Source organism: Streptomyces diastaticus subsp. diastaticus, assembly GCF_011170125.1.
In the GTDB taxonomy this organism is placed as follows: domain Bacteria; phylum Actinomycetota; class Actinomycetes; order Streptomycetales; family Streptomycetaceae; genus Streptomyces; species Streptomyces diastaticus.
The window spans coordinates 925269-951150 of the sequence record NZ_BLLN01000003.1; the positions used below are offsets into that span (position 1 = coordinate 925269).

Annotated in this window: 19 protein-coding genes and 2 pseudogenes; 14 read left to right on the forward strand and 7 right to left on the reverse strand. The window is 75.3% G+C overall.

The features are described 5' to 3' along the window. Positions 1-23: 23 nt before the first annotated feature. Positions 24-365: a hypothetical protein gene (locus Sdia_RS12545; protein WP_100458168.1), complete on the reverse strand. Its 342-nt coding sequence runs from the start codon at positions 363-365 to the stop codon at positions 24-26. Positions 366-643: 278 nt separating this feature from the next. Beyond that, positions 644-1417, reverse strand: coding sequence for a DUF8842 C-terminal domain-containing protein (locus Sdia_RS12550; RefSeq protein WP_100458169.1), 774 nt, complete (start codon positions 1415-1417; stop codon positions 644-646). A gap of 208 nt (positions 1418-1625) precedes the next feature. Between Sdia_RS12550 and Sdia_RS30055 the strand changes: the two genes are divergently transcribed. The 7 genes and pseudogenes from Sdia_RS30055 to Sdia_RS12580 all read left to right on the forward strand — a co-directional run bounded on the left by Sdia_RS30055 (position 1626) and on the right by Sdia_RS12580 (position 7737). After that, complete coding sequence (locus Sdia_RS30055; RefSeq protein ID WP_262417689.1) at positions 1626-1751, forward strand: hypothetical protein; 126 nt, start codon at positions 1626-1628, stop codon at positions 1749-1751. A 206-nt stretch (positions 1752-1957) separates the two neighbouring features. Beyond that, positions 1958-3175 carry an IS110 family RNA-guided transposase gene (locus Sdia_RS12555; protein ID WP_115069674.1) on the forward strand — a complete coding sequence of 406 codons (1218 nt, stop codon included), beginning with the start codon at positions 1958-1960 and terminating at the stop codon, positions 3173-3175. 160 nt (positions 3176-3335) lie between these two features. Beyond that, a pseudogene (locus Sdia_RS30060) lies at positions 3336-3539 on the forward strand (transglycosylase family protein); the annotation flags it as partial. Between the two features lie 412 nt (positions 3540-3951). Further along, the gene (locus Sdia_RS12565; protein ID WP_189500566.1) at positions 3952-5241 is read left to right on the forward strand and encodes a glycosyltransferase; all 1290 of its coding nucleotides are present in this window, start codon (positions 3952-3954) and stop codon (positions 5239-5241) included. Next, on the forward strand, positions 5238-6137 hold the full coding sequence (locus tag Sdia_RS12570; RefSeq protein WP_100458171.1) for a hypothetical protein: 900 nt from the start codon (positions 5238-5240) through the stop codon (positions 6135-6137). The genes Sdia_RS12565 and Sdia_RS12570 overlap by 4 nt, the downstream gene beginning before the upstream one ends. 119 nt (positions 6138-6256) lie before the next feature. Further along, positions 6257-7225 (forward strand): annotated as a pseudogene (locus Sdia_RS12575) (helix-turn-helix transcriptional regulator); the annotation flags it as partial. A 296-nt stretch (positions 7226-7521) separates the two neighbouring features. Beyond that, complete coding sequence (locus Sdia_RS12580; protein WP_100458173.1) at positions 7522-7737, forward strand: I78 family peptidase inhibitor; 216 nt, start codon at positions 7522-7524, stop codon at positions 7735-7737. Positions 7738-7823: 86 nt separating this feature from the next. Here Sdia_RS12580 and Sdia_RS12585 read toward each other — a convergent pair whose 3' ends face one another. Together Sdia_RS12585 and Sdia_RS12590 are read right to left on the reverse strand one after the other, a co-directional pair. Next, complete coding sequence (locus Sdia_RS12585) at positions 7824-8870, reverse strand: phosphatase PAP2 family protein (protein WP_115068526.1); 1047 nt, start codon at positions 8868-8870, stop codon at positions 7824-7826. A gap of 252 nt (positions 8871-9122) precedes the next feature. Further along, positions 9123-10289: a glycosyltransferase family 39 protein gene (locus tag Sdia_RS12590; RefSeq protein ID WP_229831620.1), complete on the reverse strand. Its 1167-nt coding sequence runs from the start codon at positions 10287-10289 to the stop codon at positions 9123-9125. Between the two features lie 230 nt (positions 10290-10519). Between Sdia_RS12590 and Sdia_RS12595 the strand changes: the two genes are divergently transcribed. Continuing rightward, positions 10520-12259: an MFS transporter gene (locus tag Sdia_RS12595; RefSeq protein ID WP_100458176.1), complete on the forward strand. Its 1740-nt coding sequence runs from the start codon at positions 10520-10522 to the stop codon at positions 12257-12259. 10 nt (positions 12260-12269) lie between these two features. On the opposite strand, the gene Sdia_RS12600 is transcribed toward Sdia_RS12595, so the two are convergent. After that, on the reverse strand, positions 12270-12713 hold the full coding sequence (locus Sdia_RS12600) for a cell division protein SepF (RefSeq protein WP_100458177.1): 444 nt from the start codon (positions 12711-12713) through the stop codon (positions 12270-12272). 292 nt (positions 12714-13005) lie between these two features. Between Sdia_RS12600 and Sdia_RS12605 the strand changes: the two genes are divergently transcribed. Further along, complete coding sequence (locus tag Sdia_RS12605; protein ID WP_164495109.1) at positions 13006-14190, forward strand: DUF5685 family protein; 1185 nt, start codon at positions 13006-13008, stop codon at positions 14188-14190. Between the two features lie 309 nt (positions 14191-14499). Here Sdia_RS12605 and Sdia_RS12610 read toward each other — a convergent pair whose 3' ends face one another. Further along, positions 14500-14982 (reverse strand): type 2 periplasmic-binding domain-containing protein, encoded by a 483-nt coding sequence (locus Sdia_RS12610; protein WP_189500564.1) that lies wholly within the window; start codon positions 14980-14982, stop codon positions 14500-14502. A 1159-nt stretch (positions 14983-16141) separates the two neighbouring features. Here Sdia_RS12610 and Sdia_RS12615 point away from each other — a divergent pair. The 3 genes from Sdia_RS12615 (at position 16142) to Sdia_RS12625 (ending at position 20033) form a co-directional block, all read left to right on the forward strand. After that, on the forward strand, positions 16142-17041 hold the full coding sequence (locus Sdia_RS12615; protein WP_100456104.1) for a S1 family peptidase: 900 nt from the start codon (positions 16142-16144) through the stop codon (positions 17039-17041). 216 nt (positions 17042-17257) lie between these two features. Next, positions 17258-18382, forward strand: a complete 1125-nt coding sequence (locus tag Sdia_RS12620; protein WP_100456103.1) for a slipin family protein — start codon at positions 17258-17260, stop codon at positions 18380-18382. 568 nt (positions 18383-18950) lie between these two features. Then, a complete protein-coding gene (locus Sdia_RS12625) occupies positions 18951-20033 on the forward strand; it encodes a S1 family peptidase (protein WP_115068523.1) in 1083 nt (360 codons plus the stop codon). A gap of 88 nt (positions 20034-20121) precedes the next feature. Here Sdia_RS12625 and Sdia_RS12630 read toward each other — a convergent pair whose 3' ends face one another. Continuing rightward, positions 20122-21177, reverse strand: a complete 1056-nt coding sequence (locus Sdia_RS12630; protein WP_124288448.1) for a DUF3533 domain-containing protein — start codon at positions 21175-21177, stop codon at positions 20122-20124. A 187-nt stretch (positions 21178-21364) separates the two neighbouring features. On the opposite strand from Sdia_RS12630, the gene Sdia_RS12635 reads away from it, so the two are divergent. Then, positions 21365-24883 (forward strand): DNA polymerase III subunit alpha, encoded by a 3519-nt coding sequence (locus Sdia_RS12635; protein WP_185392877.1) that lies wholly within the window; start codon positions 21365-21367, stop codon positions 24881-24883. Beyond that, entirely contained in the window at positions 24880-25851 is a 972-nt protein-coding gene (locus Sdia_RS12640; RefSeq protein ID WP_100456099.1) for a DNA polymerase Y family protein, read from the forward strand. Before Sdia_RS12635 ends, Sdia_RS12640 begins: the two co-directional genes overlap by 4 nt. The last annotated feature ends 31 nt before the right edge of the window (positions 25852-25882 follow it).

A 25882-nucleotide genomic window follows, 5' to 3' on the forward strand; every position in this document is an offset into this window, starting at 1 on the left:
CGTTCGGTGCCGCCCCGGCGTGCCTACTGGCGCTCCCAGCGCGGCGGCACCGGCGGCAGCGCCGGAGCCGCGTGCCGGCGGGACGGCGGCGTCCAGCTCCCGGTGGTCCGCTCCTCCGGCCGCGGATACGCGTCCGGGGACGGGCGGCGGAAGCCGTGCTGCGCCCCGAACGCGTCGAACCGGAGATCCTCCTCGCCACTGCGGTCCCCGGGCAGGGCGCGGAACGAGCGGCGGTACTCCGCGCACAGCGCGTCGAAGATCGGCGTGGGTGAGCGGCCGTCGGTCAGATCCTGCGCGGGGCGCATGGACGGGATGGACGACGGCGGCAGCGGCCGGGAGCGGCGGGAGGGGTCGTAAGCGTGCACACACGTCCAAACGACCCGGCGGCCCAGGGGATGCGGGCGCGGCCCGGGCTTCGCCGTGGGCGGAAGGCGGGCCGCGCCGCCGGGCGGGGAGAGCGGCGGGCCCCCAAGCGGGTGTCTTCCCAGTCCTGTGCGGTGTCCGCGGTGTCCGGTGTGTGCTCTCGGCACGCCTGGCACAAGCTCTCGTACCGGACGTACTCGGGCTTTCGCCCGGTGCGGCGAGCGTGCGTGCCGGGCGCCGTGGGCGGCGTGCGGGACCTCGAGGACATCCCCGGGTGAACTCAGGTGCCGGCGAGCGGCATCGCCGCGGCGACCAGACGGCCCTGCGCCGCCGCGCGGTCCAGCGCGTCCCGCAGCAGGTCCTCACGGGGCTGCTGGCCGATGGAGCCGGCGGGGGCCGCGTAGACCATCACGGTCTGGCTCTTGTTGGCCGCCGCGCGCCAGCTGTCGGCGACCTGGAGGGGCTGGTGGGCCTGCCACCAGGCGACCGGCGTGCCGCCCTGCGCCCCCGGCTGGAGGACCGCGTGCAGCTGGCCCACGGCGAGCAGCACCGACCAGCCGTGCAGTACCGGCGGGACCTGCTCCACCGTCGGACAGGGGACGAAGCCCTGCTCCGCGAGGAGGTCCAGGAAGGCGTCCTCGGTGCCGCCCGAGCCCGGGCGGACGATCGGCCCGGTCGGCTCCACCACCAGGGCGGGGTGCAGCTCACCGTCGATCAGGACGAGCCCGCTGGTCACGCCGAGGACGGCCTGCTCCGGGGCGGGGTCGGCGCCGGAGCCGTCGGCGTTGATGGAGCGGACCGCCCCCTGGAGCTGCTCCTCGGCGACCTTGACGATCTGCGAGGGCAGGCAGGTGGCGTGGGCGAAGGCCAGGACGGCTGTTTCGTCGCCGACGAACAGGACGGTGCTGGTGCGTTCCTGTTCCGAGTCGCCCGGGGTGCGGCACGACGTGCAGTCGTAGTGGCCCGGGGTGTTCTCTCCGGCGAGCAGCCGTTCGGCTTCTGCGTCGCCGATCTCGGCGCGTACGTCATCGCTGACGTCGAGCATGCGCGGCACGGGTGGCTCCTCGGAATTCGGTGCGTGAGCGAGTCCGGCGGGTCACCGGCTCAACGAGGACAACGGGTGACCCGGGGTGCAAGTCACGCGCCGGTTCGTACGGAAAACGCTTTCACGGAACACCCGTTCGCGCCGGGGTGGTGGCGCGGAGCGCGGGCGCACGGCGTGGCTCGCGCGCGCCGTTCGGCCCGCGCCCTGGCGTGGCGCGATGCCGTACGTGCTCACCGCCGTCGCCGCCCTCGTCCTGCTCGCCCCCGCCCAGCACGGCGCGGCGCCCCCCGTTATGTTCTTCGCGGTCCTGCAAGAGGGCCGCTGGCCTCTGGGCCCGGCATGACTGTGTCCCCCTGTCGAAGGAATGACCTGGGGGGTGGTGTCACCGGGTCCGGGGGTGTTCGTCGGAGACGCTGATCAGAGGTCCGGCCACCGTCCGGTCCGGTGCAATGCCGGGCAGTTCGCGGGCGGCAGGTCTGCATAACGTGGATGCGCGAGCACGACACCCGAGCCGAGGCCGGCACCGTCAACCCCCCTGGAAGGGGCACGATGTTCGAGATCGAAGACGTGGGCGTGTTCCTCGGCCTGGACGTCGGCAAGAGCAACCATCACGGCCACGGGCTCACCCCGGCGGGCAAGAAGGTCTTCGACAAGCCGCTGCCCAACAGCGAGCCGAAACTGCGGGCCGTCTTCGACAAGCTGACCGCGAAGTTCGGCACCGTGTTGGTGATCGTGGACCAGCCCGCCTCCATCGGCGCCCTGCCGTTGACCGTCGCCCGCGACGCGGGCTGCCGCGTCGCCTACCTGCCCGGCCTGGCCATGCGCCGCATCGCCGACCTCTACCCCGGAGAGGCCAAGACCGACGCCAAGGACGCGGCCGTCATCGCGGACGCCGCACGGACGATGCCGCACACCCTGCGCTCCCTGGAACTGACCGACGAGATCACCGCCGAGCTGACCGTCCTGGTCGGCTTCGACCAGGACCTCGCCGCCGAGGCCACCCGCACCAGCAACCGGATACGCGGCCTGCTCACCCAGTTCCACCCCAGCCTGGAACGCGTCCTCGGACCACGTCTGGACCACCAGGCAATCACCTGGCTCCTGGAGCGCTATGGCTCCCCGGCCGCCCTGCGCAAGGCCGGCCGCCGCCGGCTCGTGGAACTGATCCGCCCGAAGGCCCCACGCATGGCCGCCCGACTGATCGATGACGTCTTCGACGCGCTCGACGAGCAGACCGTCGTCGTCCCGGGCACCGGCACCCTGGACATCGTCGTCCCCTCCCTGGCCGCTTCCCTGACCGCCGTGCACACCCAGCGCAGGGCGATGGAAGCCCAGATCAACACGCTGCTGGAGGCCCACCCTCTTTCCCCGGTCCTGACCTCGATGCCCGGCGTCGGCGTCAGGACCGCCGCCGTCCTGCTGGTCACCGTCGGCGACGGCACCAGCTACCCCACCGCTGCCCACCTGGCCTCCTACGCTGGCCTCGCCCCCACCACGAAGCAGTCGGGAACCTCCATCCACGGCGAACACGCACCCCGAGGCGGCAACCGGCAACTCAAACGGGCGATGTTCCTGTCCGCCTTCGCCTGCATGAACGCCGATCCCGCCTCCCGTGCCTACTACGACAAGCAACGAGCCCGCGGCAAGACCCATACCCAGGCCCTCCTCCGCCTCGCCCGCCAACGCGTCAGCGTCCTGTTCGCCATGCTCCGCGACGGCACCTTCTACCAATCCAGGACACCGAACGACGTCGAGCTCGCCGCATAACCGCAGCAACCCTGAACCACCCCAAACCTGACAGGGACGCCTTGACGAAGGACATAGAGGCACCCCCCCCGGCGCCCCGGGCTGCCGCTCGGCGCCCCGGCCGTGGGGGTGCGTCGCCGACTGCGAGCCGGGCGGCCGGTGGGACGCCGACACCGGCAACGGCTACCACGGCGGCCTCCAGTTCGCCGCGGCCACCCGGCGGGAGTTCGGCGGTGCCCGGTACGCCCCGAGCGCCGACCGGGCCACCCCCGACGATCGCGGTGGCCCGGGGCGTCCTGCGGGTGCGGGGCTGGGAGGCATGGCCGCACTGCGCGGAGCGGTACGGGCCGACCGGGCGCACACCGTCGAACCGGGGGCACCCTGACCTCGGTGGCCGCCCGGTTCCGGGTGCCGGGCGGTGCGGAGGCGCTGTACCGGCTGGACGAGGCGACCGTCGGGTCCGGACCGGCTCGCCGTCGGCATGTCGCCGGCCCTGCCGCCCGGCTCCGGCCCGGGCCGCGCCGAGGGCGCCGCGGGGCCGGGGCAGGGCGTGTGGTCCGGGGCCGGGGGCTCGGGCGGGCCCCCGCCGGCCCGCCGCTCGGGGCCCTCGACGAGGCGGCGCACGCCGGAGGCTGATGGAGCGTTGGGGCGAACGGTTCCCGACATCAGGTCTCAATACGGCATCCGTTGTGGCACAAGATGATGATGAGGCCAACCCATTCCGCACCCGCCCGGTCCTCCTTCCTGGACAGGCCGACACGACGCCGTGTGCGGGGAAGGACGGGACGGCACCGCCCATGCGCATCTCTTTCCTCATCCACAACGCCTACGGCCTCGGCGGCACCATCCGCGCCACCCACAACCTCGCAGCCGGCCTCGCCGCCCAGCACGAGGTCGAGATCGTCTCGGTCTTCCGCCACCGCGAGCGTCCGTTCCTCGGCCACGACCCGCGGGTGACGCTGCGCCACCTGGTCGACCTGCGCCCCGGCACCGCCGCCTACGAGGGAGACCATCCCGAACACGCCCTCGCCGCCGAGGACTTCCCCCGCGAGGACCCGCAGTACCCGGCGTACAGCGTGCTCACCGACCGGCGCATCAGCGACCACCTCGCCGCGAGCGGGGCCGACGTCGTCGTCGCCACCAGGCCGGGACTGACCTTCCACCTCGCCCGGCAGGGCGCCCGCGGCGCCGTCTGCGTCGGCCAGGAGCACCTCGGCCTCGACGCCCACCCCGCCGCGCTGCGCCGCCGCCTCCGCTCGGTGTACCCGTGCCTGGACGCGCTCACCACGCCCACCGAGGCCGACGCGCGGGCCCACCACGACCGGCTGCGGCTGCCCGGCGTCCGCGTCGAGGCGCTCCCCAACGCCGTCCCGGCCCCCGTCGGGCCGTCCGCCGACCCCGCCGCCCGGCGCATCGTGGCCGCCGGCCGCCTGGTCCCCGTCAAGCGGTACGACCTGCTGATCCGGGCCTTCGCCCGGGTCCACGGACTCCACCCCGACTGGAGCCTGGACATCTGCGGAGCCGGGCAGGAGCGCGCCGCCCTCGCCGCGCTGGCCGAACGGCTCGGCCTCGCCGGCGCCGTCCGCCTGCGCGGTGCCGTCCACCCGGTCGAGGAGATCTGGGCCGAGGGCTCCGTCGCCGCCGTCAGCTCCCGCCGGGAAGCCTTCGGCATGGCGATGGTCGAGGCGATGCGGTGCGGGGTGCCCGTGGTCGCCGCCGACTGCCCGCACGGGCCGCGTGAGATCCTCACCGACGGTGTCGACGGCCGACTCGTCACCCCCGCAGACCCCGACGCGCTCGCCGACGGACTGCTCCACCTGGTCCGCGACGAGCCGCTCCGGCGCTCCATGGGCGAGGCGGCCCGGGACAGCGCCGCGCGCTACGACCCGGCCGCCGTCGCCGAAAGCTGCTCCGGCCTCTTCACCTCCCTCGTCGGCCGGCACGGGCGCACCGGCGCCGCCGCCCGCCTGCGCGGCTCCGCCCACCGCGCGCGGGGCGCCGTGCTCAGCGCCGCCTTCGCCCTGCGCGACACCGGCCGGGCCCTCGGCCGCACCGCGCGCCCCGCAGCCCCGGGCGGCGCCACATGACCGCGCTGCTGCCCCGCTCGGCGCCCGGCGGCGGACCCCGCCCGGCCGACGGGCCGCCGCGCGCCGACTGCGTGGCCGACACCGCGGGCGGGCTCACCTTCGACCTGCCCGGCCTCGGTGGCCGGGCCACCGCCGGGGCCGCCCTGCTGCTGCGTCCGCGCGAGCGGGGGACGGGCGCCGTTCCGCTGCCGCTCACCCCGGTCGGCGGTGGCCGGCTGCGCGCCGCCCTGCCCCGGACCGTGCCGCTGCCCGAGGGCCACTGGGACGCCTGGCTCCGGCTGCCGGGCACCGCCGACCGGCGGCTGGCGCCCGGCGCCCACCACCTGGGCCCGCTCACCGCGGCCCGGGCGGCCGACGCGGCGGCGGGCCGGGTCGTCGCCCGGTTGCCGTACGCCACCCGCGGCGGGCGCCTCAGCCTCCGCAGCTGGCTGCGGGCCCCCCACGCCGAGGCCCTGGAACTGAGCGCGGGCCCCGGTCGGCTCACCGTCACCGGCCGCCTCTACGGCGCGGCCGTGACCGCGCACGCCTACGGGGAGATACGCGCCGCCGACCATGCCGGACCGGCCTGCCGCGTGCCGGTCGCCCCGGTCCCCGAACCACCCCACTCCCTCGCCGAGGGCACCGGCTTCACCCTGACCCTGCCCCACACCGACCTCGCCCCCGAGGGCCACCCCCGCGCCTGGGCGGTCTGGCTCCGCCCGGCGGGTGAGACGGGACCCGAGGCCCGCCTCGCCCGGCTGCTGGGCCCCGGAGGCGTCACCGCGGCCCCCCGGCCCCACCGCGTCTTCACCCTCCCCGGACCCCGCGGCCCCCTGCGCGCCGCCCCCGTCTACACCCCCACCCACGACCTCACCCTGCGCCTGACCCGGGCCTTCCCGCCCCCGCGACGGGCGTGAGGGGTTCCGCCGGTCGTCAGCCGACGACCGGCGAGCCCCCTCCGGGGCCGTTGCGGAGAGCGTTCACCCGGGGAACGACGCGGACACCTCCGGTCCGCGATCCCTGCCAGACTCACGCCATGCCGGCCACCTCCGCGCGTCTCCTGCGCCTCCTCTCCCTGCTCCAGGCCCACCAGGGCTGGACCGGTCCGCGACTGGCCGACCGGCTGGGGGTCACCACGCGCACCGTCCGCCGCGACGTCGAACGTCTCCGCGAGCTGGGCTATCCCGTCGACGCCGCGCCCGGCACCACCGGCGGCTACCGGCTCGGCGCGGGCGCCGAACTCCCCCCGCTGCTCCTCGACGACGACGAGGCGGTCGCCGTCGTGGTCGGGCTGCGGACCGCGACGGGCGGCGGTGTCGAGGGGCTCGGGGAATCCTCGGTGCGCGCTCTGGCCAAGCTGGAGCAGGTGCTGCCCGGCCGGCTGCGGCGCCGGGTCGGCGCCCTCCACGCGTACACCGTCCCGCTGCTGCGCGCACCCGGCGGGCCGGGTGTCGAGCCCGGGGTGCTGACCGAGCTGGCCGCGGTGTGCCGGGACGGCGAGCGGCTGCGGTTCGCCTACCACGACCACGCGGGCGCCGGGTCCCGGCGCACCGTGGAGCCGCACCGCCTGGTCTGCACCGAGCACCGCTGGTACCTGGTCGCCTGGGACCTGGACCGGGAAGACTGGCGCACCTTCCGGGCCGACCGGATCACCCCCCGGCCGCCGCACGGACCGCGCTTCACCCCGCGCGAGGGCCCGGCGGAGGATCTGGCGGCGTACGTCTCCGAGGGGCTGTCCACGCGGGTCTACCCCGACCGGGTGGTGCTGCGCCTGCTGGTGCCGGTGGAGGAGGCGGCACGGCGGGTCTCCCCGTCGGACGGCACGCTGACGGCGGAGAGCGGGCGGAGCTGCCTGCTGACCGCGGGCGCCACCGGCCTCGACGTCCTGGTGATCCACATCCTGCTGCTGGGCCTGGAGTTCGAGGTGGTCGAGGGGCCCGGAGTCGAGGAGCGCCTGCGGGCCGCCCACGGTCTGCTCGGCCGGGCGCTGGAGCGCGGCGGACGGATCGGAGAGGAGAGCGCGGCAGCCTTCCCGGAACGGGAATGGCGGCGGTCCGTGAATTCCCCGTCCGCGGCGTCGTCGGCCTGCGCGGCAGGTGTGCCGGAGGGGGGAATGAGAGGTGGGCCGGGCATCGGAATGGGGAATTCCAAGCGGCAGGCGAATAACCCTCCGTAAACCGGCGCGAGAAGAAAGTCGGGCGAGGAACGGCCGTACGGGTGAACGAGTTCCCCGCGAACGCGTGTCGCGGTCCTGTGACAGAAGCGTGACCCCCGGGGAACCGAAGGGGCTACCGTGGCGCCATGGCTTCTCTCCCGACCCCGCCCCCCGAACCCCAGGACGACCCCGCCGCCTACGTCGGCCTGACCGCCGAGGAGGCCGAACGGCAGGCCGGGGAACGCGGCTGGAGCACCGTGCGGAGGCTTCAGCCCGGCGCCATGATCACCATGGAGTTCCTCGCCGGCCGGATCAACTTCGAGGTCGCCGACGGCCGCGTCACCCGCGGCTGGAAGGGCTGACGCCCGCGACGAGCGGTCCGGCGACGGGCCCGGCCCTCGTCCCGTGCGGGGGCCGGGCCCGTCGCGGTCCCTGGAGGCGTGGCCGCTCAGCCGCCCGCGACCGGCCGTGGCGACGGTCCGCCGCGCTGGCCCCGCTCGCCCGAGTGCGGCGGGCGGCGAGTGACCGAGGGCTGCGCCGTCCGCTCGGCCCGGCCCGTGTGCGGGCGCTGCGCCGGATGCGGCCGGCCGCCGGCCGGGCGTACCTGCACCGACGGCTCCGCCACCAGCCGCTCGGCCGGGGCGGAGGGCACCGGGGGCGGGGGCGGTGTGGTCTGCGCGGGTGCGCCCGCCACCGGCACCGCCCCACCCGGACGGGGCATGGGCAGCCGGTCGCCCCACCGGGCCCAGAGCAGGTCGCGGGCGCCCAGGACGCGGGCCTCCGCCCTGTTGATCAGCGGCTCGAACCAGGGCAGCGCGAGCAGGATCAGCAGCCCCGCCGCCCAGCCCAGCAGCACGTCGCTCAGCCAGTGCGTACCGAGGTAGACCGTGGTCAGGCCGACACCGAGGGAGACCACCGCGGACAGCGTCGACAGGTGGCGCCTGGCCCGGGGCGTGGCGGCCAGGTAGGCGAGGATGCCCCAGGTCACCACGGCGTTGGCGGTGTGGCCGGAGGGGAATATGTCCCCGCCCTGCCACATCTCGTTGGCCCCGATCTCGGTGGCGTAGTGCGGGCCGAGGCGGCCCATGCCGATCTTGGCGGCGCCCACCGTGACGTTCAGCAGCAGCAGCGAGGCGCCGAGCGCCAGCAGCGGCCGCAGCGTGTGCTGCCGCCAGGAGCGCCAGCCCAGCCAGGCCGCGACCATCACCGCGGTCGGGCCGCGCTGCCCGAGCACCACGTAGTAGTCGAGGTACGGGTGGATCTCGGGCCACTGCTGGTAGGGCCGGAAGAACATGAGCTGCCAGTCGAGCCGGACCAGCCAGCTCGTGGTGACCACGGCCACGACGATGGTGGCGTAGAACGCCAGCGTCGCGCCGAACAGCGCGATCCTGTGCCGGCTCATGCGCGGCACATGGAGCTGCTCCGGCCGCTGCTGCTCACGGTCCAGCCGGGCGAACAGCCGGTCCAGACGGGTGAGGTTCGGTTCGGTACCCACTCAATCGACGTTACAGGGAGTGAGTGGCCGACTCGCTCCCATCTTCGGCTTTGTGATGACCATGTGATGTGGCGCAGCTCTCAGTGCGTTCTTTATTCCGGCATTACAGGGGTGGCGGCGAGAGGCATTGCGGACGGCTTCGCGGTAATGGCCCGGCCGGTAATTCTTCCACTTTTCCATTCTTTCTCCGAAGGGAGTCCGGATACGTTCCGGACGCCGCCCGGCCGGCGCCGGAGGGCTCGGCGGCGCAGGTCAGGGCGGCCCCGAACCGTTCAGCCAGAGGCCCGCGTACCCGGCCGACAGCAGACCGGCACCCGCCAGCAGCAGCCCCCGGCGGGCCGCGCTCCAGCGGGCCAGGGCCACCGCGAGCGGCAGGAGCAGCGGGAAGGCCGGCAGCAGCAGGCGTGGCTTGGAGCCGAAGTACCCGGAGGCGCAGACCGCCAGCGCCACCACGGTCCCCGCGTAGACCAGCAGGACCACCGGCTGCCGCTGCCGCACGCACCGCACGCAGAGCCAGGCCAGAAGCGCCAGGACCGCCGTCAGCCCCAGGCCGCCCCAGAACCCCGGGCCGGCCAGCAGGGAGCCGATGAAGCGGGCGAAGGCCAGCCCGCCGTCGAAGCCGTTGCCCCAGCCCTCCTGCACCCGGAGGTAGCCGAGGAGCGGGTCCCCGGCCCGCAGCCCCGCCCAGACCACGTACGCGCCCGCGCCGAGCGGGGACAGCAGCGCGCCGGCCGCCATCGCCGGGGTCAGCCGCCGCTCGCGGCGCGCCGTGAGGGCCACGCCCACCAGGACCGCCGCCGTCACCGCCATCCCGACCGGCCGGGTCAGCCCGGCCAGCGAGGCGAGCAGTCCCGCCGCGACCCACCGCTCCCGCAGCAACGCGTACAGCGCCCACGCGGCCAGCGCGGTGAACAGCGACTCGCTGTACGCCATCGACTGCACGATCCCGACCGGGAGCACCGCCCACAGGGCCACGGCCGTCACCCCGGCCGCGCCCCCGTACAGCCGCTCGGCGACGGCGAAGACGCCCCAGGCCGCCGCGAGGGAGGCGACGGCGCTCACCACCAGCCCCACGTCCGGCGCCGCCAGCGGCGTCAGCCACGACCCCAGCCGCTCCAGCCACGGCAGCAGCGGGAAGAAGGCCAGGTTCGAGTGGACGGCGCCGTCGGGCAGGACCACCTCCCAGCCGTACCCCTGCTCGGCGACCCGCGCGTACCAGAGCGAGTCCCAGCGGCGGGAGAGCAGCCGGTGGGCGTCGTTGCCCGCGAGGGAGCTCCACAGGGCGAGGACGGCCAGCCCGGTCACCCGCACCGCCGCGTACACCGCGAGGGCCGGTCCGGCGCGGCGCAGGCCCGGCGGGCCGGGCGGCGCCGGTGCCCGAGGTGCGCAGAGAGGGCGGATTTGATCAGAAGCGGTCACCGGGCGATTATCCGTACGGAGACCGAGCCGCTGGGGGTGGGGCCTGTGAGCGCGTGCGCGGCGCACGTGGCGTACACCACATTCCGAGGTCGCAACGGTGGGAGCCGGGCCACCCTGTGGCGAGGCGCACTCACGTACGCTGTCGGCTCACTCGTTCGTCGTCGTGGCCCGGGCCGGGAGCCCGCATCCCGCCGAAGTGAGGCGCGCGAGGCTCACTGGGAGGTACGTGCATGACCGGGACGCCCCACGCTGCCCAGCCGGAGGGCTCCGAGGCCCCGGCCCGCCGCTGGATGATCCTCGTCGTGCTCTGCGCCAGCCTGCTGCTGGTCGCCGTGGACGCCACCGTGCTCCACGTGGCCATCCCCGCGGTCAGCGAGGACCTGCGCCCCGGCCAGGTCCAGCTGCTCTGGATCGTCGACAGCTACCCGCTGGTCTGCGCCTCGCTGCTGATCCTCTTCGGCACCCTCGGCGACCGGGTCGGCCGCCGCCGCATCCTCCTGCTCGGCTACGCCCTCTTCGGCATCGCCTCCGCGCTCGCCGCCGCCGCCGAGTCGGCCCAGCTCCTCATCGCGGCCCGGGCGCTGCTCGGTGTCGGCGGCGCCATGATCATGCCCGCCACCCTGTCGATCCTGCGCCAGGTCTTCCCCGACCGGCGTGAGCGGGCCCTGGCCATCGGGGTGTGGAGCGCGGTGGCCGGTATCGGCGCGGCCGGCGGCCCGCTCATCGGCGGCTTCCTGCTGGAGCACTTCTGGTGGGGCTCGGTCTTCCTCATCAACATCCCGCTGATGCTCGTCTCGTTGCCCGTCGGCCGGTGGCTGCTGCCCGAGTCGACCGGCGACGGCCAGGGCCCCTGGGACGCCGTCGGCGCCCTGCTGGCCGCCTCGGGGCTCTTCGGCCTCGTCCTCGGCGTCAAGCAGGCGGGCAGCGGCGAGGTCTCCGTCCTCGGCACCCTCGTCCCGCTGGTCGCCGGCGCCGTCCTGCTGGTCGTCTTCGTCCGGCGGCAGCGGGGCCGCGAACACCCGCTGGTCGACCTCGCGCTCTTCGCCCGGCCCGCCTTCGGCACCTCGGTGGGGTGCATCGTCCTCGCCATGCTCGCCCTGGTCGGCCTGGAACTGATCGCCGCCCAGTACCTCCAGCTCGTCCTCGGCCTCTCCCCGCTGGAGACCGGCCTGCGGCTGCTGCCGCTGACCTTCGCGGCGATGGCGGCCGGGCTCGCGGGCTCCCGGCTGCTCGCCCGGTTCGGGCCGCGCGCCATGGTCGGCACCGGGTTCACGCTCACCGCCGTCGCCGTCCTCGTCCTCACCGGCATGGGCGACCACGACAACCCGCCCCTGCTGATCGGCGGCTTCGTCCTGCTGGGCCTCGGCCTCCAGACGACCCTCTTCAGCTCGTACGAGTCGATGCTCAGCGAGGCACCGAAGGAGGAGGCAGGCGGGGCCGCCGCGATCGGCGAGACCTCCTACCAGCTCGGTGGGGGGATCGGCATAGCCCTGCTCGGCAGCGTCATGAACGCCGCCTACGGCCCGGGCCTGCGGCACGTGCCCGGTGTCCCGGAGACCGCCGCGGCCGACGCCCGCCACTCGCTGGGCGAGGCGTACGACGTGGCGCGGGAACTCGGCGGGCCGGCGGGGGCGGCGCTGCGGACCGCCGCCAAGGGCGCCTTCGTGCACGGGCTGCACGTCACCCTGGTGGTCAGCGCCGGCCTGCTGCTGGTCGGCGCGGTGGCCGCGCTGCGGCTGCCCAGGTCGATGGACCCCGCTCCGGCGGGACCCGGTGCCCCGGACCCCGGCGCGCCCGGTGGTTCCACGCGCCCGGCGCCCGGCTCCGGCGGACACGGGACTCCCGGCGGCTCACCGCGCACGACCGCGCCCCGGCCGCGCTCGGGGCGGGATTCCGGCCGGGCCGCGCCCGGCGGGGAGCGGGGCGCCGCCGACGGACGGAACGCGCGGGACTCCGCGCTGCGCCGATGAGCGGGGACGGTCAGCTCTGGTTGAAGAAGCCGTTGTCCGTGCGGTGGGCGGTGCCGCCGTCGACGATCTGGGTGTCCGGCGGCGAGAGCAGGAAGACCCGGGTGGCGATCCGCTCGATGGAGCCGCGCAGACCGAAGATGAGCCCGGCCGCGAAGTCCACGACGCGCTTGGCGTCGCCGGGTTCCATGGCGGTCAGGTTGATGATGACGGGTACGCCGTCCCGGAACAGCTCGCCGATCCGCCGGGCGTCCCGGAAGCTCTCCGGCGTGACCGTGCCGATCCGGCGGCCCTGTTCGTGGGCGGACTCCGAGGCGACCTGGACCCGCGGGTCCGTCACCCAGGCGTCGCCGGGCTCCGGGCCCTCGGCAGCCTCGTCGGCATAGCCGTCGTAGTAGCGCTCGTCGTTGTCGTCGACGAGGCCAAGCCAGGCACTCGCCTTGCGCACCGATCCCATGGACGCCTCCTCTCGCAGCGGTTTCCCTGTTTTCCGCTCCCCTATCGTCGTCCATCATGCTGACAACGCGCCAAGGGGATAGGCGGCGCGCGGGGCTTTCGTGACGGTACTGGTGCACGCTATGACCGCATTCCCCAACGGCCTTGCGGTATCACTGTGCTGACAGCGAGTGAAAATACGACGATCGGCGCGCGTCGCGCCGTCCGGGTGACGGACCGCGGCGACCGGGTGACGTAGCGGGGGTGTGTGGCCTCCGCCGCCGTGCGCCGGCGTCCTCGGGGGAAGGCAGCGGATGTTCGGAATGGTCCGGCCGTGTACGCACCGGCTGGGGGAGCGGCTGACCGCTCAATGGATGGCTCACCTGTGCGGACTCTGTCTCGCGCTGCGCGGGCAGGCGGGTCAGTCGGCCCGCGTGGTCACCAACTACGACGGCCTCGTCATCTCGGTGCTGACGGAGGCTCAGGCCGGCGCGGAGCGGGCCGGCAGGCGTCGCGCGGGGCCGTGCCCGCTGCGCGGTATGCGCACCGCGTCGGTGGCTCAGGGTGACGGGGCGCGGCTCGCGGCGGCCGTCTCCCTCATCCTCGCCTCGGCGAAAACCCGTGACCATGTCACAGACCGGGACGGCATCCTGGCACGCCGTCCGGTGGCGGCGGTCGCCCGCCGCATGGCGGGCGTATGGGACGAAAAGGGCGCCCGGGCGGGGGCAGGCGTGGGGTTCGACACGGCGCTCCTGGTCGGCGCGGTGGAACGGCAGCCGGAGGTGGAGGCGCTCGCCGGACCCGGCACGCCCCTGCTGACGGTGACCGAGCCGACCGAGACGGCGACCGCGGCGGCCTTCGCGCACACCGCGCACCTGGCGGGCATCCCGGCCAACGCCGCGCCCCTGGCCGAGGCGGGCCGCCTCTTCGGGCGCCTCGCCCACCTGCTGGACGCCGTCGAGGACCAGGAGGAGGACGCCGCGAGCGGGGCGTGGAACCCGCTCACCGCCACCGGCACCCCGCGGGCCGAGGCGCGCCGGCTCGCCGCCGACGCGTTGCACGGCATCCGCCTCGCCCTGGACGAGACCGAGTTCGCCGACGGCCGGCTCGCCCACGTCCTGCTCGTCCACGAACTGGGCCGCTCGGTGGAGCGGGCTTTCGGTGAGGACCGCCACCGCCACGGTGGTGAGGCGTACGGCCCGCCGCCGGGCAACCCGTACGCCCCTGGGGCGCCGCCGCGTCCCGCAGGCCCCGGCGACATCCCGCCCCCGCCGCCGCCCCGGGGGCCGCGAGGGCTGATACCCGGCTGCCTGGTCTTCGCCGGCCTCGCCTGCACCTGCCAGATGTGCTGCGGGACGTACGAGGGGCCGTGGAGCCGTCAGCGCCGGGACGGGCTGTGCAAGAGCTGCGGCGACTGCTGTGACTGCTGCAACTGCTGTAGCGACGGGTGCAGTTGCTGCGAGGGATGCAGTTGCTGCGACGGCTGCTGCTGCGACTGACGCGTCCCGGCACGGACGCGCCGCCCGGTGGCGTGCGGCCGAAGTGCGGCCGTGCTTCTCGCGTGGCGGGCCGCTCCGGGCGGGGCGGCGCGGGACTCCTTCGGGGCCCGGTCACCCCCCCCGCCGCCTCTCCAGGGCGCGCGCGTACGTGCCGTCCTCGATGAGGCGGTTGGCCACGGCCCGGGACGCCGGGGCGAGCGGGGGAGCCCTTCTTGAAGGCGAGGCCCACGTCCGGTCGCCGGAACCCGCCCAGGAACCTCAGCCCGGGCTGCTGCTCCACGGCGTGCCGCAAGCCGATGACGGTGCTCGTCACGATGTCGCCGCGGCCCTGCGGGAGCGAGCCCCGCAGGGCGCCCTGTTCGGCGTGGGTCCGCACCTCGTACGGCTTCCCGCCCGCTCGGCGCAGCGGGGGCGGTTCTCCTCCAGGGCGACCTCGGAGGTGGTGCCGGTGGCGACGTGCGGGCCGCGGGGCCGGCTGAGGGCGGTGACCTTCTCCGGGGTGCTGTCCTCGCGGACGGCGAAGCCCTGCCCGTCGTTGGTGTGGGAGACGAAGTCCGGGGCGACGCGGCGTTCGCCGGTGACGCCGGCATCACCGGTGCCGGCCCGGTGCCTGCCGCTGCCCAGGGCCGGGAGGGCCTCCTCGAAGCCGGCCACCTCCCGCCCGGCCTCCGAGCCGAGGGCTCCGGCGGCGGCGTCGGCGACGCCGGCGGCGGCTCCGCCCTGGTCCCGCGCCTGACGCCCGACGCGCTCGGCCCGTTCGTCGACCGGGGGGTGCCGCTCCTCCAGGAGCATGGCGCCTTCCGCGCCGAGTACGCCGGCACCGCCCTGCGGGACCACCTCGGTCCGGCCGGGCCGCGGCCGGCGGCGGGCTGTGGCCGAGACCGGCGAGGAGTGGGAGCGTGCCGGGGGAGGGGAGGCCCCCGGGGCGGGAGCGGCCGCCGAAGCGCGGCCCGCCGCCGCCCGGCCTGGCTGACCGCTCCCGCGGGCCGCTCCCCGTCACCGGTGTCCACTGGCTGGACGATTTTCCGGAAGGACGACTTCCGGCCATCCCGGGGCGGTGGGAGCCCGCCGGGGCCGGGGCACGGTGACCGCCACCGCCACCGAGGGGCCCCTCCTCGACGGGATGGCCGCCGACCGGCATCGCCCGCATCGGTGCCGAGCCGGGGTTGCCCGAGCGGGCCCCCGTCGGGCAGGCCGGGCGCCGGTTCGCGGTGTTCCGGCGCGGCGACGCCGGGGCGGTCCGGGCGCACGGTCCGGTGCCCGGGAGGCGGCGCGCGCAGACCCCGGACAGCCCGTCGGCCGAGAACCCGGCCGCCCGGACCACGGGGAAGCGCACCGCGCAGCCGGACACCCGGACGGTGCCGGTGGCGAACGCCGAGGGGCGCCACCCGGGGGCTCGGCGCCCGTCGGCGAGCCGCCTCCCGCTCCGGGGCGAGCGGCGGTGACCTCGCAGGTCGCGGTGGAGGCGGGCGGCAGATCGTGTGCCCTTCCCGTGGACGCCGCCGAGTGCCGGAGCGGGAGCCGGGGCCGAGGGCGGGCGCCGGGTCCGCCGCCCGCGCACCCCGGAGCTGGCCGCCGGGCGGCGCGGTCGCCGGCGGCCTCGGCCGGGCAGGGGCGCCGCCGCGCGCCGTCCCGCCGCGCCTCCCGCGCCCCTTCCCGCCGCCGGGCGGCCTTCGGCGGCGCCCGTCCGGGCGGGGGAGCGGAACCGCGCGGAGGGCGGAGGCGTCCCACTTCTCAGTGCCGGCCCCGGGAGAACCGACTCCCGGGGCCATGCGCGCGGCACAGTGCGGGAGGCCGAAAGACGCCCTTGTGCGGCGTGAGCGCTCCCCGAATACTCCCGTCCAGCGCTTGTCAGGGGCACGTCGCATCCGGAATTCGGACGCTCCCCCGACTGCGCCTCACCGGGCCCCGACCCCACGCGGCCCTCGGTTCCTTTCGGGAGGAAACACCAGTGAGGATCAAGCGCACCACCCCCCGCAACAGCGTCGCGAGACGCACCCGCCTCGTCGCCCTCGCCGCCGGTCTCGCCGCCGTCGGCGCGCTCGCGGCCCCCACGGCTCACGCCGGTGAGAGCGGGACGTACAGCTCGGCGCAGCTCACCAGTGCCGCCGAGGCGGTGCTCGACACCGACGTCGCCGGCACCGCCTGGTACGTCGACAAGGCGGCCGGGAAGGTCGTCGTCACCGCGGACTCCACCGTCTCCAAGGCGGAGATCGCCAAGATCCAGAAGGCGGCGGGCGGTGAGGCCGGCGCCCTGGAGATCAACCGCACCGAGGGCACCTTCAGCCCGCTGCTCTCCGGCGGCGACGCGATCTACAGCAACAGCTCGCGCTGCTCCCTCGGCTTCAACGTGCGCAGCGGCAGCACGTACTACGCGCTGACCGCCGGGCACTGCACCAGCGGCACCAGCACCTGGTACACCAACTCCGCGCGGACCACCGCGTTCGGCACGGTCGCCGGGACCAGCTTCCCGAACAACGACTACGGCCTCATCCGCTACACCAACTCCTCCGTGCCGGTCTCCGGCACCGTGGGCAACGTCGACATCACCCGGGCCGCCAACCCGTCCGTCGGCCAGTCGGTGACCCGCCGCGGCTCCACCACCGGCATCCACAGCGGCACGGTCACCGGCCTCAACGCCACCGTGAACTACGGCAGCGGCCAGGTCGTCTACGGCATGATCCAGACCAACGTCTGCGCCGAGCCCGGCGACTCCGGCGGCCCCCTCTACTCCGGGTCGACCGCCCTCGGTCTGACCTCCGGCGGCAGCGGCAACTGCTCCTCGGGCGGCACGACCTTCTTCCAGCCGGTCGTCGAGGCCCTGAACGCCTACGGCGTCAGCGTCTTCTAGTCCCCGCTCCTCCCCGGACCCGCCAGGGTCCCCCGCACCTCGGGCCCGTACGGAGCGCGGACGCGCGTTCCGTACGGGACGGCCCCCGGGCGAACCGGTCGCGAACGGTTCCCCGGGGGCGGCCCCCGTTCACGCGGCCCCTCCCCGCCGGACCGCCGGACGCGCTACCGTCGAAAGTGACGTGCATCACTTTCCTACGGGATCCTGGGGGCCGTCATGATCGAGGAGCTGGTGACCGCGGCCGCGGCCACGGCGTCCGCCGGAGCGCTGTACCTGTTGGCGGCGGCCCGGGTGGTGAAACAGTACGAGCGCGGGGTCGTCTTCCGCCTGGGGCGGCTGCTGCCGGAAGTGCGCAGGCCGGGCTTCACCCTGGTGGTGCCGATGGTCGACCGCCTGCACAAGGTGAGTCTCCAGATCATCACGCTGCCCATCCCGGCGCAGGAGGGCATCACCCGCGACAACGTCACCGTGCGGGTCGACGCCGTCGTCTACTTCAAGGTGGTCAGTCCCTCCGACGCGCTGGTCCGCGTCGAGGACTACCGCTTCGCCGTCTCCCAGATGGCGCAGACCTCCCTGCGTTCCATCATCGGCAAGAGCGAACTGGACGACCTCCTCTCCAACCGCGAGAAACTCAACCAGGGCCTGGAGCTGATGATCGACAACCCGGCCGTCGAGTGGGGTGTCACCATCGACCGGGTCGAGATCAAGGACGTCTCCCTGCCGGAGACGATGAAGCGCTCCATGGCGCGGCAGGCGGAGGCCGACCGGGAGCGCCGGGCCCGGGTCATCAACGCCGACGCCGAACTCCAGGCGTCGAAGAAGCTCGCGGGTGCCGCCCAGGTGATGTCCGAGCAGCCGGCCGCGCTCCAGCTCCGGCTGCTCCAGACCGTGGTGGCGGTCGCCGCCGAGAAGAACTCCACCCTTGTCCTGCCGTTCCCGGTCGAGCTGCTGCGGTTCCTGGAACGGGCCGCGCCGCTTCCGGGCGCGCAGGTCGCCGGCGGCTCCCCGGAGCCCAGCGGGCAGGGGGCCACGCCCGCCCCCGCCGGGGAGGCGGTCGGCCCCGAGGCCGCCGCGCAGGCGCGGGAGCTCTCCGGGGAGTTCCCGCCCGGAGTGCCCGAGGACGTGGTGCGCCGGCTGCTGGAAGGGCTCGGGGAGAAGGGGGTCCCCGGTCTGGTGGGGGAGCGGGCGGTCTCCGAGGGTGAGCCCGAGGCGCCCGGCCCCCTCGCCGAGCCGGACCAGAACGGTGGTGTGGAGGCGGACAGGGGCAGGGGTGCGGATGCGGACGCCGGTGACGGCGGGCCCGGGGAGTCCTCGGGCGAGGGAGGGGCGCCGCGGGGCTGAAAGCGTTCGCAGGGCGGGACGGGTCGTCCCTGAGCGGACGAACGCGGCACTGAGAGGTGAAGGGCCGGCCGGGATCTCCCGGCCGGCCCTTCGTGCGCCCGGCCCCCGGGCCCCGGCGCCCCGGGTGGCGGGCGGGGCGGCGGTGCGACCGCCTCGGCCGTACCGGACGCGAAGGGAGTTGGGGAGGTTCGGTGAGCGGGGTGCGGCCAGGGTGTGACCGGGGTGCGGGCGGGGTGGGAACGCCTGATTCCGGTGGGGTGGATATGAGACAGGACTAGTCCTCGCCCCGGGTGGTGGTGCGACTGCGGAGGGTGCGGAAGCGCAGGTGCGAGCTGGGATGACGGGGCGCGGGGGAGGGCGCGGTGAGGTGTGGCGGAATCGTACGGGAGGCCGGAAGTCGACCTTGTGTCCCGGCTCACGGCCTCGCAATAGTTGCTGCCACGCAGGGCCCGGAAGCGTTCGGGCCGGTCACCGCCGGCCCCCTCGTCCTCCGGGTCCGTTCCTTCCGGCTGCCCGGCCGACCCCCACATGCGGTCCGGCGGCCGAACCCCCCACAGGAGGACGTGACGTGAACCACCGACGCATACCCAAGCGGCGGGTCGCCGTGACCGGTGCCGGCATCGCCGCGCTGGTCGCCGCCGGGCTGACCTTCCAGACGGCCAACGCCAGTGAGCCGCAGAGCGCCGAGCCGCGCACCCTCTCGGTCGCCTCCGCGGACAAGCTCGCCTCCACCCTCGTCGACGACCTCGGCAAGGCGGCCGCCGGGACGTACTACGACGCGAAGGCGAAGAACCTGGTGGTGAACGTCCTCGACGAGGGCGCCGCCACCGAGGTCGAGGCGTCCGGCGCCAAGGCCAGAATCGTCGAGCACTCCCTCACCGCGCTGAACGACGCCCGTGCCACCCTCAAGGACCGGGCCGCCATCGCGGGCACCTCGTGGGCGATCGACCCGACCAGCAACAAGGTCGTCGTCACCGCCGACCGCACGGTCGAGGGCAAGGACCTCGCGAAGCTCACCAAGGTCGTGGACGCTCTCGGCTCCAAGGCCGAACTCAAGCACACCAAGGGTGAGTTCAAGCGGTTCATCGCGGGTGGCGACGCCATCCACGGCAACGGCGGCCGCTGCTCCCTCGGCTTCAACGTGGTGAAGGGCGGCGAGCCGTACTTCCTCACCGCCGGCCACTGCACCGAGGGGATCTCCAGCTGGTCCGAGACCTCGGGCGGCGCCGAGATCGGCACCACGGTCGAGTCCGACTTCCCCGGCGACGACTACGGCCTGGTCAAGTACACCGGCTCCACCGCGCACCCCAGCGAGGTGAACCTGTACGACGGCAGCACCCAGGCCATCAGCGGCGCGGGCGACGCCACCGTCGGCCAGTCGGTGACCCGCTCCGGCTCCACCACGCAGGTCCACACCGGCGAGGTGACGGCGCTCGACGCCACTGTGAACTACGGCGGCGGCGACGTCGTCGAGGGCCTGATCCAGACCACCGTCTGCGCCGAGCCCGGCGACAGCGGCGGTTCGCTCTTCGACGGCTCCACGGCGCTGGGCCTCACCTCCGGCGGCAGCGGTGACTGCTCCTCGGGCGGCGAGACCTTCTTCCAGCCGGTGCCCGAGGCGCTCTCCGCCTACGGCGTCGAGATCGGCTGACACCCCGCTGAACCGAACCCCGGCCGGAGTCCCAGCCCGGCCGGGGTTTCGCGTGTCCGCGCCCGCCCGCGCCGTCGCGAGGGCGGGTTCACCGGGGCAGGCCCCGTGACCGCTCCCGGCTGCCGCCGTACAGGCCGGCGGCCAGGGTCACCAGGATGCCGCCCACCGCCCACGCCGCCAGCACCAGCAGGGGCCCGGTGAGCGCCCGTCCGTCGAAGTACGCGATCGAACGCGCTCCCCAGGTGCCGGCGCCGGGCTGGAGGGCCGGGCCGATCGCCTCCCAGAACGGCGGCAGCATCGGCAGCGGGAAGGCGCCGCCCGCGCTCGGGTTGCCGCCGACCACCACGATCAGCACGGCCACGCCGATGCCGGCGAGGCCGGTCCACGCCTCCAGGGCCAGAGTGAGGGCTCCGACCGAGAAGACCACCAGGGAGCCCAGCCCCCACATGCCCCACAGGCTGCCCGGCAGGGCGCCGAGGACCGGCCCGACCACCACCGCCCCGCCGAACCCGCCCGCGACCGAGTACAACGCCATGCAGGCGAGCCGGATCACCGCGCGCCGGCCGTTGGCCGGGCGTTCGCCCGCGCTGAGGGCCAGCAGGGAGGCGGTCAGGTAACCGCCCACGGACCAGCCGACGGCCAGGTAGAAGGACGAGAGGCCGTTGAAGTCCTCGCGGGAGGCGGGGGCGACGTCCACCGTCCGCACCTGGCGGCCCTCGGCCGCCTCCGTCTCGGTGACGATCCGCTCCAGCGACGTGGCCAGCACGGTGCCGCCGCCGGAGGCGACCAGCAGCCGGTCGGTGGAGCCCCGGGGGTCCACCACCAGGGCCCCGTCGATCTTCCGCTCCATGATCTGGTGGCGGGCCTCGGCCTCGTCGGCGACCTTCCGCGCGTCCAGCGGGTCCCCGGACAGCGCGTTCAGCCGGGAGACCAGCTCCTCGCCCTGCCCGGCGGGTCCCGGTACGGCCACCCCGAAAGGGACGTGGTGCGGCTTCGGGTCGTGCAGCGCGCCCACGTAGCTGGCGATGAACAGGATCTGGAGAGCGAGGGCGCCGATGACGAGCAGCGCGGTGCGCAGGGTGACCGCGTCCCGCAGTTCGGCACCGAAGCCCCGGGGTGCGGCGGGTCCGGCGGAGTGCGACATCCCCCCACGCTGTCGCCGCCCGTCCGGCCGCGCAGTCGGGGCCGGTCCGAATGGCTGACCGGGCGGGGGCCGTCCGGGGTGTGAGAAGAAGCGCAGGTCGCGACGGGCCGAGGGCGGGGCGGAGCAGGGGGCGTACGGTTATCGTACGAGTGTTCGAAAGCTGGTCTATGGTGGAAGGCGGGGGTGAGTGGAAGCCGAGATTCCGGAGGTGTGCGCGGTGGGGTTCACGCATCTGCACACCGTCTCGGGCTACTCCCTGCGGTACGGCGCCTCGCACCCCGAGCGGCTCGCCGAGCGTGCCGCCGAACGCGGCATGGACGCCGTCGCCCTCACCGACCGGGACACCCTCGCCGGAGCCGTCCGCTTCGCCAAGGCGTGCGCCACCGCCGGGGTGCGGCCCCTGTTCGGCGTCGAACTCGCCGTCGGTGAGCGCCCCCGCCCGCAGGGCCGGGTCCCGGTGCGCGGCGGCGCCTTCATCGACGAGTCCGCCGCCCGCGTCACCTACCTCGCCCGGGACGGCGCCACCGGCTGGGCCACCCTCTGCCGCCTGGTCACCGCCGCCCACGCGGCCGGCGCCGACCAGCCCCTGCTGCCCTGGCGGGACAACCACGGCGAGGGCGTCACCGTCCTGCTCGGCCCCGCCTCCGACGTCGGCCGCGCCCTCGCCGCCGGGCGCCCCGACCGGGCCGCGCGGCTCCTCGCCCCCTGGCGCGAGGTGTACGGCGACGCGCTGCGTCTGGAAGCCGTCCACCACGGGCTGAGCGGTACCGGCCCCGGCTCGCTCCGCCTCGCCGCCCGCACCGTCGGCTTCGCCGCCGACCAGGGCGTCCCCGCCGTCCTCACCAACGCCGTCCGCTACGCCGACCCCGGCTCCGGCCCGGCCGCCGACGTCCTGGACGCCGCTCGCCGGCTGGTTCCGGTCGACCCGCGCCGGGGTCTGGACAGCGGCGAGCGATGGCTGAAGGACGCCGCCGCCATGGCCCGCACCGCCGAGCGGATCGCCGAGGCCGCCGGGCTCGGCCCCGAGGGCGCCGCCCGGCTCCTCGCCGAGACCCGCCGCGCCGCCGACGCCTGCCTCGTCGACCCCGAGGACGACCTCGGCATCGGCGCGGTCCGCTTCCCCGAGGCCGCCCTGGTCGGCGCGGGGCGCCGCACCGCGCAGCGGGTGCTCGCCTCCCGGGCCGCCGCCGGCATGGTCCGCCTCGGCCACGACCGGAAGGCCGCGTACTGGGACCGGCTCCACCACGAGCTGGACATCATCGCCCACCACGGCTTCGCCACGTACTTCCTCACCGTCGCCCAGGTCGTCGACGACGTCCGCGGTCTCGGGGTGCGGGTCGCCGCCCGCGGCTCCGGCGCCGGCTCCCTCGTCAACCACCTGATCGGCATCGCCCACGCCGACCCCGTCGAGCACGGGCTGCTCATGGAGCGGTTCCTCTCCAAACGCCGGGCCGTGCTGCCCGACATCGACATCGACGTGGAGTCCGCCCGCCGCCTGGAGGTCTACCGGGCGATCCTCGGCCGCTTCGGCGCCGAGCGGGTCGCCACCGTCGCCATGCCCGAGACCTACCGGGTCCGGCACGCCGTCCGCGACGTGGGCGCCGCGCTGTCCATGGACCCCGCCGACATCGACCGGATCGCCAAGGCGTTCCCGCACATCCGGGCCCGCGACGCCCGCGCGGCCCTCGCCGAACTGCCCGAACTCAAGCAGGTCAACGAGGAGTTCGGCGGTCGCGACCGGCTCTGGCAACTGGTCGAGGAGCTGGACGCGCTGCCGCGCGGTGTCGCCATGCACCCGTGCGGCGTCCTGCTCTCCGACGCCTCCCTCACCGCCCGCACCCCCGTCGTCCCCACCAGCGGCGAGCAACTGCCGATGTCCCAGTTCGACAAGGAGGACGTGGAGGACCTCGGCCTGCTCAAACTCGACGTGCTCGGCGTCCGCATGCAGTCCGCGATGGCCCACGCCACCGCCGAGGTCGAACGCGCCACCGGCGAACCCCTCGACCTCGACCGAGAGGCCGACCCCGCCCGCGCCGACCCGGCCGCCTACGAACTGGTCCGCTCCGCCGAGACGCTCGGCTGCTTCCAGATCGAGTCGCCGGGCCAGCGCGACCTGGTCGGACGGCTCCAGCCGGACAGCTTCCACGACCTGGTCGTGGACATCTCGCTGTTCCGCCCCGGCCCGGTCGCCGCCGACATGGTCCGGCCCTTCATCGAGGCCCGGCACGGCCGCGCCCCCGTCCGCCACCCCCACCCCGACCTGGAGGACGCCCTGCGCGACACCTACGGCGTCGTCGTCTTCCACGAGCAGATCATCGAGATCGTCTCCGTCCTCACCGGCTGCGGCCGCGACCGCGCCGACCAGGTGCGCCGCGCCCTCTCCGATCCCGACGCCCAGGGCCGGCTACGGGTCTGGTTCGCCCAGCACGCCGCGGCCCGCGGCTACACCGCCGAGGTGATCGCCCGTACCTGGGAGATCGTCGAGGCGTTCGGCAGCTACGGCTTCTGCAAGGCGCACGCCGTCGCCTTCGCCGTCCCCACCTACCAGTCGGCCTGGCTCAAAGCCCACCACCCCGCCGCCTTCTACGCCGGGCTGCTCACCCACGACCCGGGCATGTACCCCAAGCGGCTGCTGCTCGCCGACGCCCGCCGGCGCGGGGTGCCGGTGCTGCCGCTCGACGTGAACCGGTCCGGCACCACCCACCGGATCGAACTGGTGTCCGGGGACGGGAAGCGGCCCGGCCGGTGGGGCGTCCGCCTCGCCCTCAGCGACGTGCACGGCATCAGCGAGGCCGAGGCCGCCCGGATCGAGGAGCACGCCCCCTACACCTCCCTCCTCGACTTCTGGCAGCGCGCCCGGCCGGGCCGCCCGGTCGCCGAACGGCTCGCCCAGGTCGGGGCGCTCGACGCGTTCGGCGCCAACCGCCGCGACCTCCTGCTCCACCTCACCGAACTCCACCGGGGCCGCCCGCGCGGCGCCGCCGCCCAGCCGACCCTGCTCGGCGCCGACTCCGCGCCCGGCGCCCGCCGCGTCCCCTCCGCCGGGCTGCCCGACCTCGACGAGACCGAACGGCTCAGCGCCGAACTGGGCGTCCTCGGCATGGACGCCTCCCGCAACCTCATGGACGACCACCGCGACTTCCTCGAAGAGCTGCGGGTCACCTCCGCCCGGTCGCTGCGCGGCGCCTCGCACGGCAGCACCGTGCTGGTCGCCGGGGCCAAGGTCGCCACCCAGACACCGCCGGTCCGCTCCGGACGCCGGGTCGTCTTCACCACCCTCGACGACTCCACCGGGCTGGTCGACCTCGCCTTCTTCGACGACAGCCACGAGGCGTGCGCCCACACCGTCTTCCACTCCTGGCTGCTGCTGGTCCGCGGCACCGTGCAACGCCGGGGCGCGCGCAGCCTCAGCGTGGTCGGCTCCGCCGCCTGGAACCTCGCCGACCTCATCGAACTCCGCCGCGACCAGGGGCTGGAGGCGGTCGCCGCCCACCTCGCCGCCGACCCGGACCAGGTCCCCGAGACCGCGCCCGGCCGCCGCATCCGGATGAGCACCGGCTACGAGATGAACGCCTGGGCCGACCTCCGCCCGGCCGGCCCGGGCCCCGACGCCACCGGGACACCGCCCGCCCCCGCCGGGATCACCCGCCCCGAGACCGCCGGGAACGGGCGGCTGTGGCACCGCAGCCAGGGGAGCGCCGGATGATCCTCTGCATCAGGTTCCGTCTGGGCGCGGAGCGCGAAGCCCTCCTGCCGGAGCTGGCCCGGCTCGCCGAGGACGTCAGCCCCGTCGTCCAGGCCGTACCGCCCGATACCCTCCTCGTCGACGTGCGCGGCGCGCTGCGCTACTTCGGGCAGGACGCCGAGCGCCTCGCCTCCGTCCTCAGGGTCCGCGCCCTCGCCCACACCGGCACCGCCTGCGCCATCGGCGTCGCCGCCAACCCGCTGCTGGCCCGGATGGCCGCCCGGCAGGCCGAGTCCGGCACCACCCTGCTGGTCCCCGACACCCCCGAGGCCGTCGCCGGCTTCCTCCACCCGCGCCCGGTCGTCGCCCTGCCCGGCGTGGGCCCCGGTACCGCTCGTACCCTCTGCGCCTACGGCCTGGACACCGTCGGCCGGCTCGCCGCCGCCCCGCTCGGCACCCTCCAGCGGCTCACCACCGCCCGCACCGGGCGCGAGCTGTACGAGAAGGCGCGCGGGATCGACCGGACGCCGGTCGTCCGGAACGCCGCCGCGCAGTCGCTCGCCGCCGAACGGGTCTTCGGCCGCGACGAGCTGGACCGCGGCACCCAGCGCCGCGCCCTGCTCTCACTCACCACCGAGCTGGGGCTCCGGATGCGCGGCACGGACCAGGTGACCCGGGGGCTGGCCCTGACCGTCCGGTACGCCGACCGGTCCACGACCACCCGCAGCCGCACGCTCCCCGAGCCGACCGCGCACACCGCCGCCCTCACCTCCGCCGCCTACGCCCTGCACGACGCGCTCGCCCTCCAGCGGGCCCGGGTGCGGGCCGTCGCGCTGCGCGCCGAGGGACTCGCCCCGGCCGGTCGCGCCGCCCACCAGCTCACCTTCGACCCCACCGACGACAAACTCCGCCGCCTGGAGGCCGCCGCGGACCGGGCGCGGGCCAGGTTCGGCCCCGGCGCGGTCCTCCCGGGGACCCTCGCGGCCTGACGGCGCGGCCGCCGGCCGTACTCGACGCGCC

Excerpts from the sequence above, each read along its gene's own strand:
- Sdia_RS30055 (WP_262417689.1), top strand. The coding sequence starts at position 1,626 with ATGCCGTACGTGCTCACCGCCGTCGCCGCCCTCGTCCTGCTCGCCCCC.
- Sdia_RS12555 (WP_115069674.1), top strand. The coding sequence starts at position 1,958 with ATGTTCGAGATCGAAGACGTGGGCGTGTTCCTCGGCCTGGACGTCGGC.
- Sdia_RS12565 (WP_189500566.1), top strand. The coding sequence starts at position 3,952 with ATGCGCATCTCTTTCCTCATCCACAACGCCTACGGCCTCGGCGGCACC.
- Sdia_RS12570 (WP_100458171.1), top strand. The coding sequence starts at position 5,238 with ATGACCGCGCTGCTGCCCCGCTCGGCGCCCGGCGGCGGACCCCGCCCG.
- Sdia_RS12580 (WP_100458173.1), top strand. The coding sequence starts at position 7,522 with ATGGCTTCTCTCCCGACCCCGCCCCCCGAACCCCAGGACGACCCCGCC.
- Sdia_RS12595 (WP_100458176.1), top strand. The coding sequence starts at position 10,520 with ATGACCGGGACGCCCCACGCTGCCCAGCCGGAGGGCTCCGAGGCCCCG.
- Sdia_RS12600 (WP_100458177.1), bottom strand. The coding sequence starts at position 12,713 with ATGGGATCGGTGCGCAAGGCGAGTGCCTGGCTTGGCCTCGTCGACGAC.
- Sdia_RS12605 (WP_164495109.1), top strand. The coding sequence starts at position 13,006 with ATGTTCGGAATGGTCCGGCCGTGTACGCACCGGCTGGGGGAGCGGCTG.
- Sdia_RS12610 (WP_189500564.1), bottom strand. The coding sequence starts at position 14,982 with ATGCTCCTGGAGGAGCGGCACCCCCCGGTCGACGAACGGGCCGAGCGC.
- Sdia_RS12620 (WP_100456103.1), top strand. The coding sequence starts at position 17,258 with ATGATCGAGGAGCTGGTGACCGCGGCCGCGGCCACGGCGTCCGCCGGA.
- Sdia_RS12630 (WP_124288448.1), bottom strand. The coding sequence starts at position 21,177 with ATGTCGCACTCCGCCGGACCCGCCGCACCCCGGGGCTTCGGTGCCGAA.
- Sdia_RS12640 (WP_100456099.1), top strand. The coding sequence starts at position 24,880 with ATGATCCTCTGCATCAGGTTCCGTCTGGGCGCGGAGCGCGAAGCCCTC.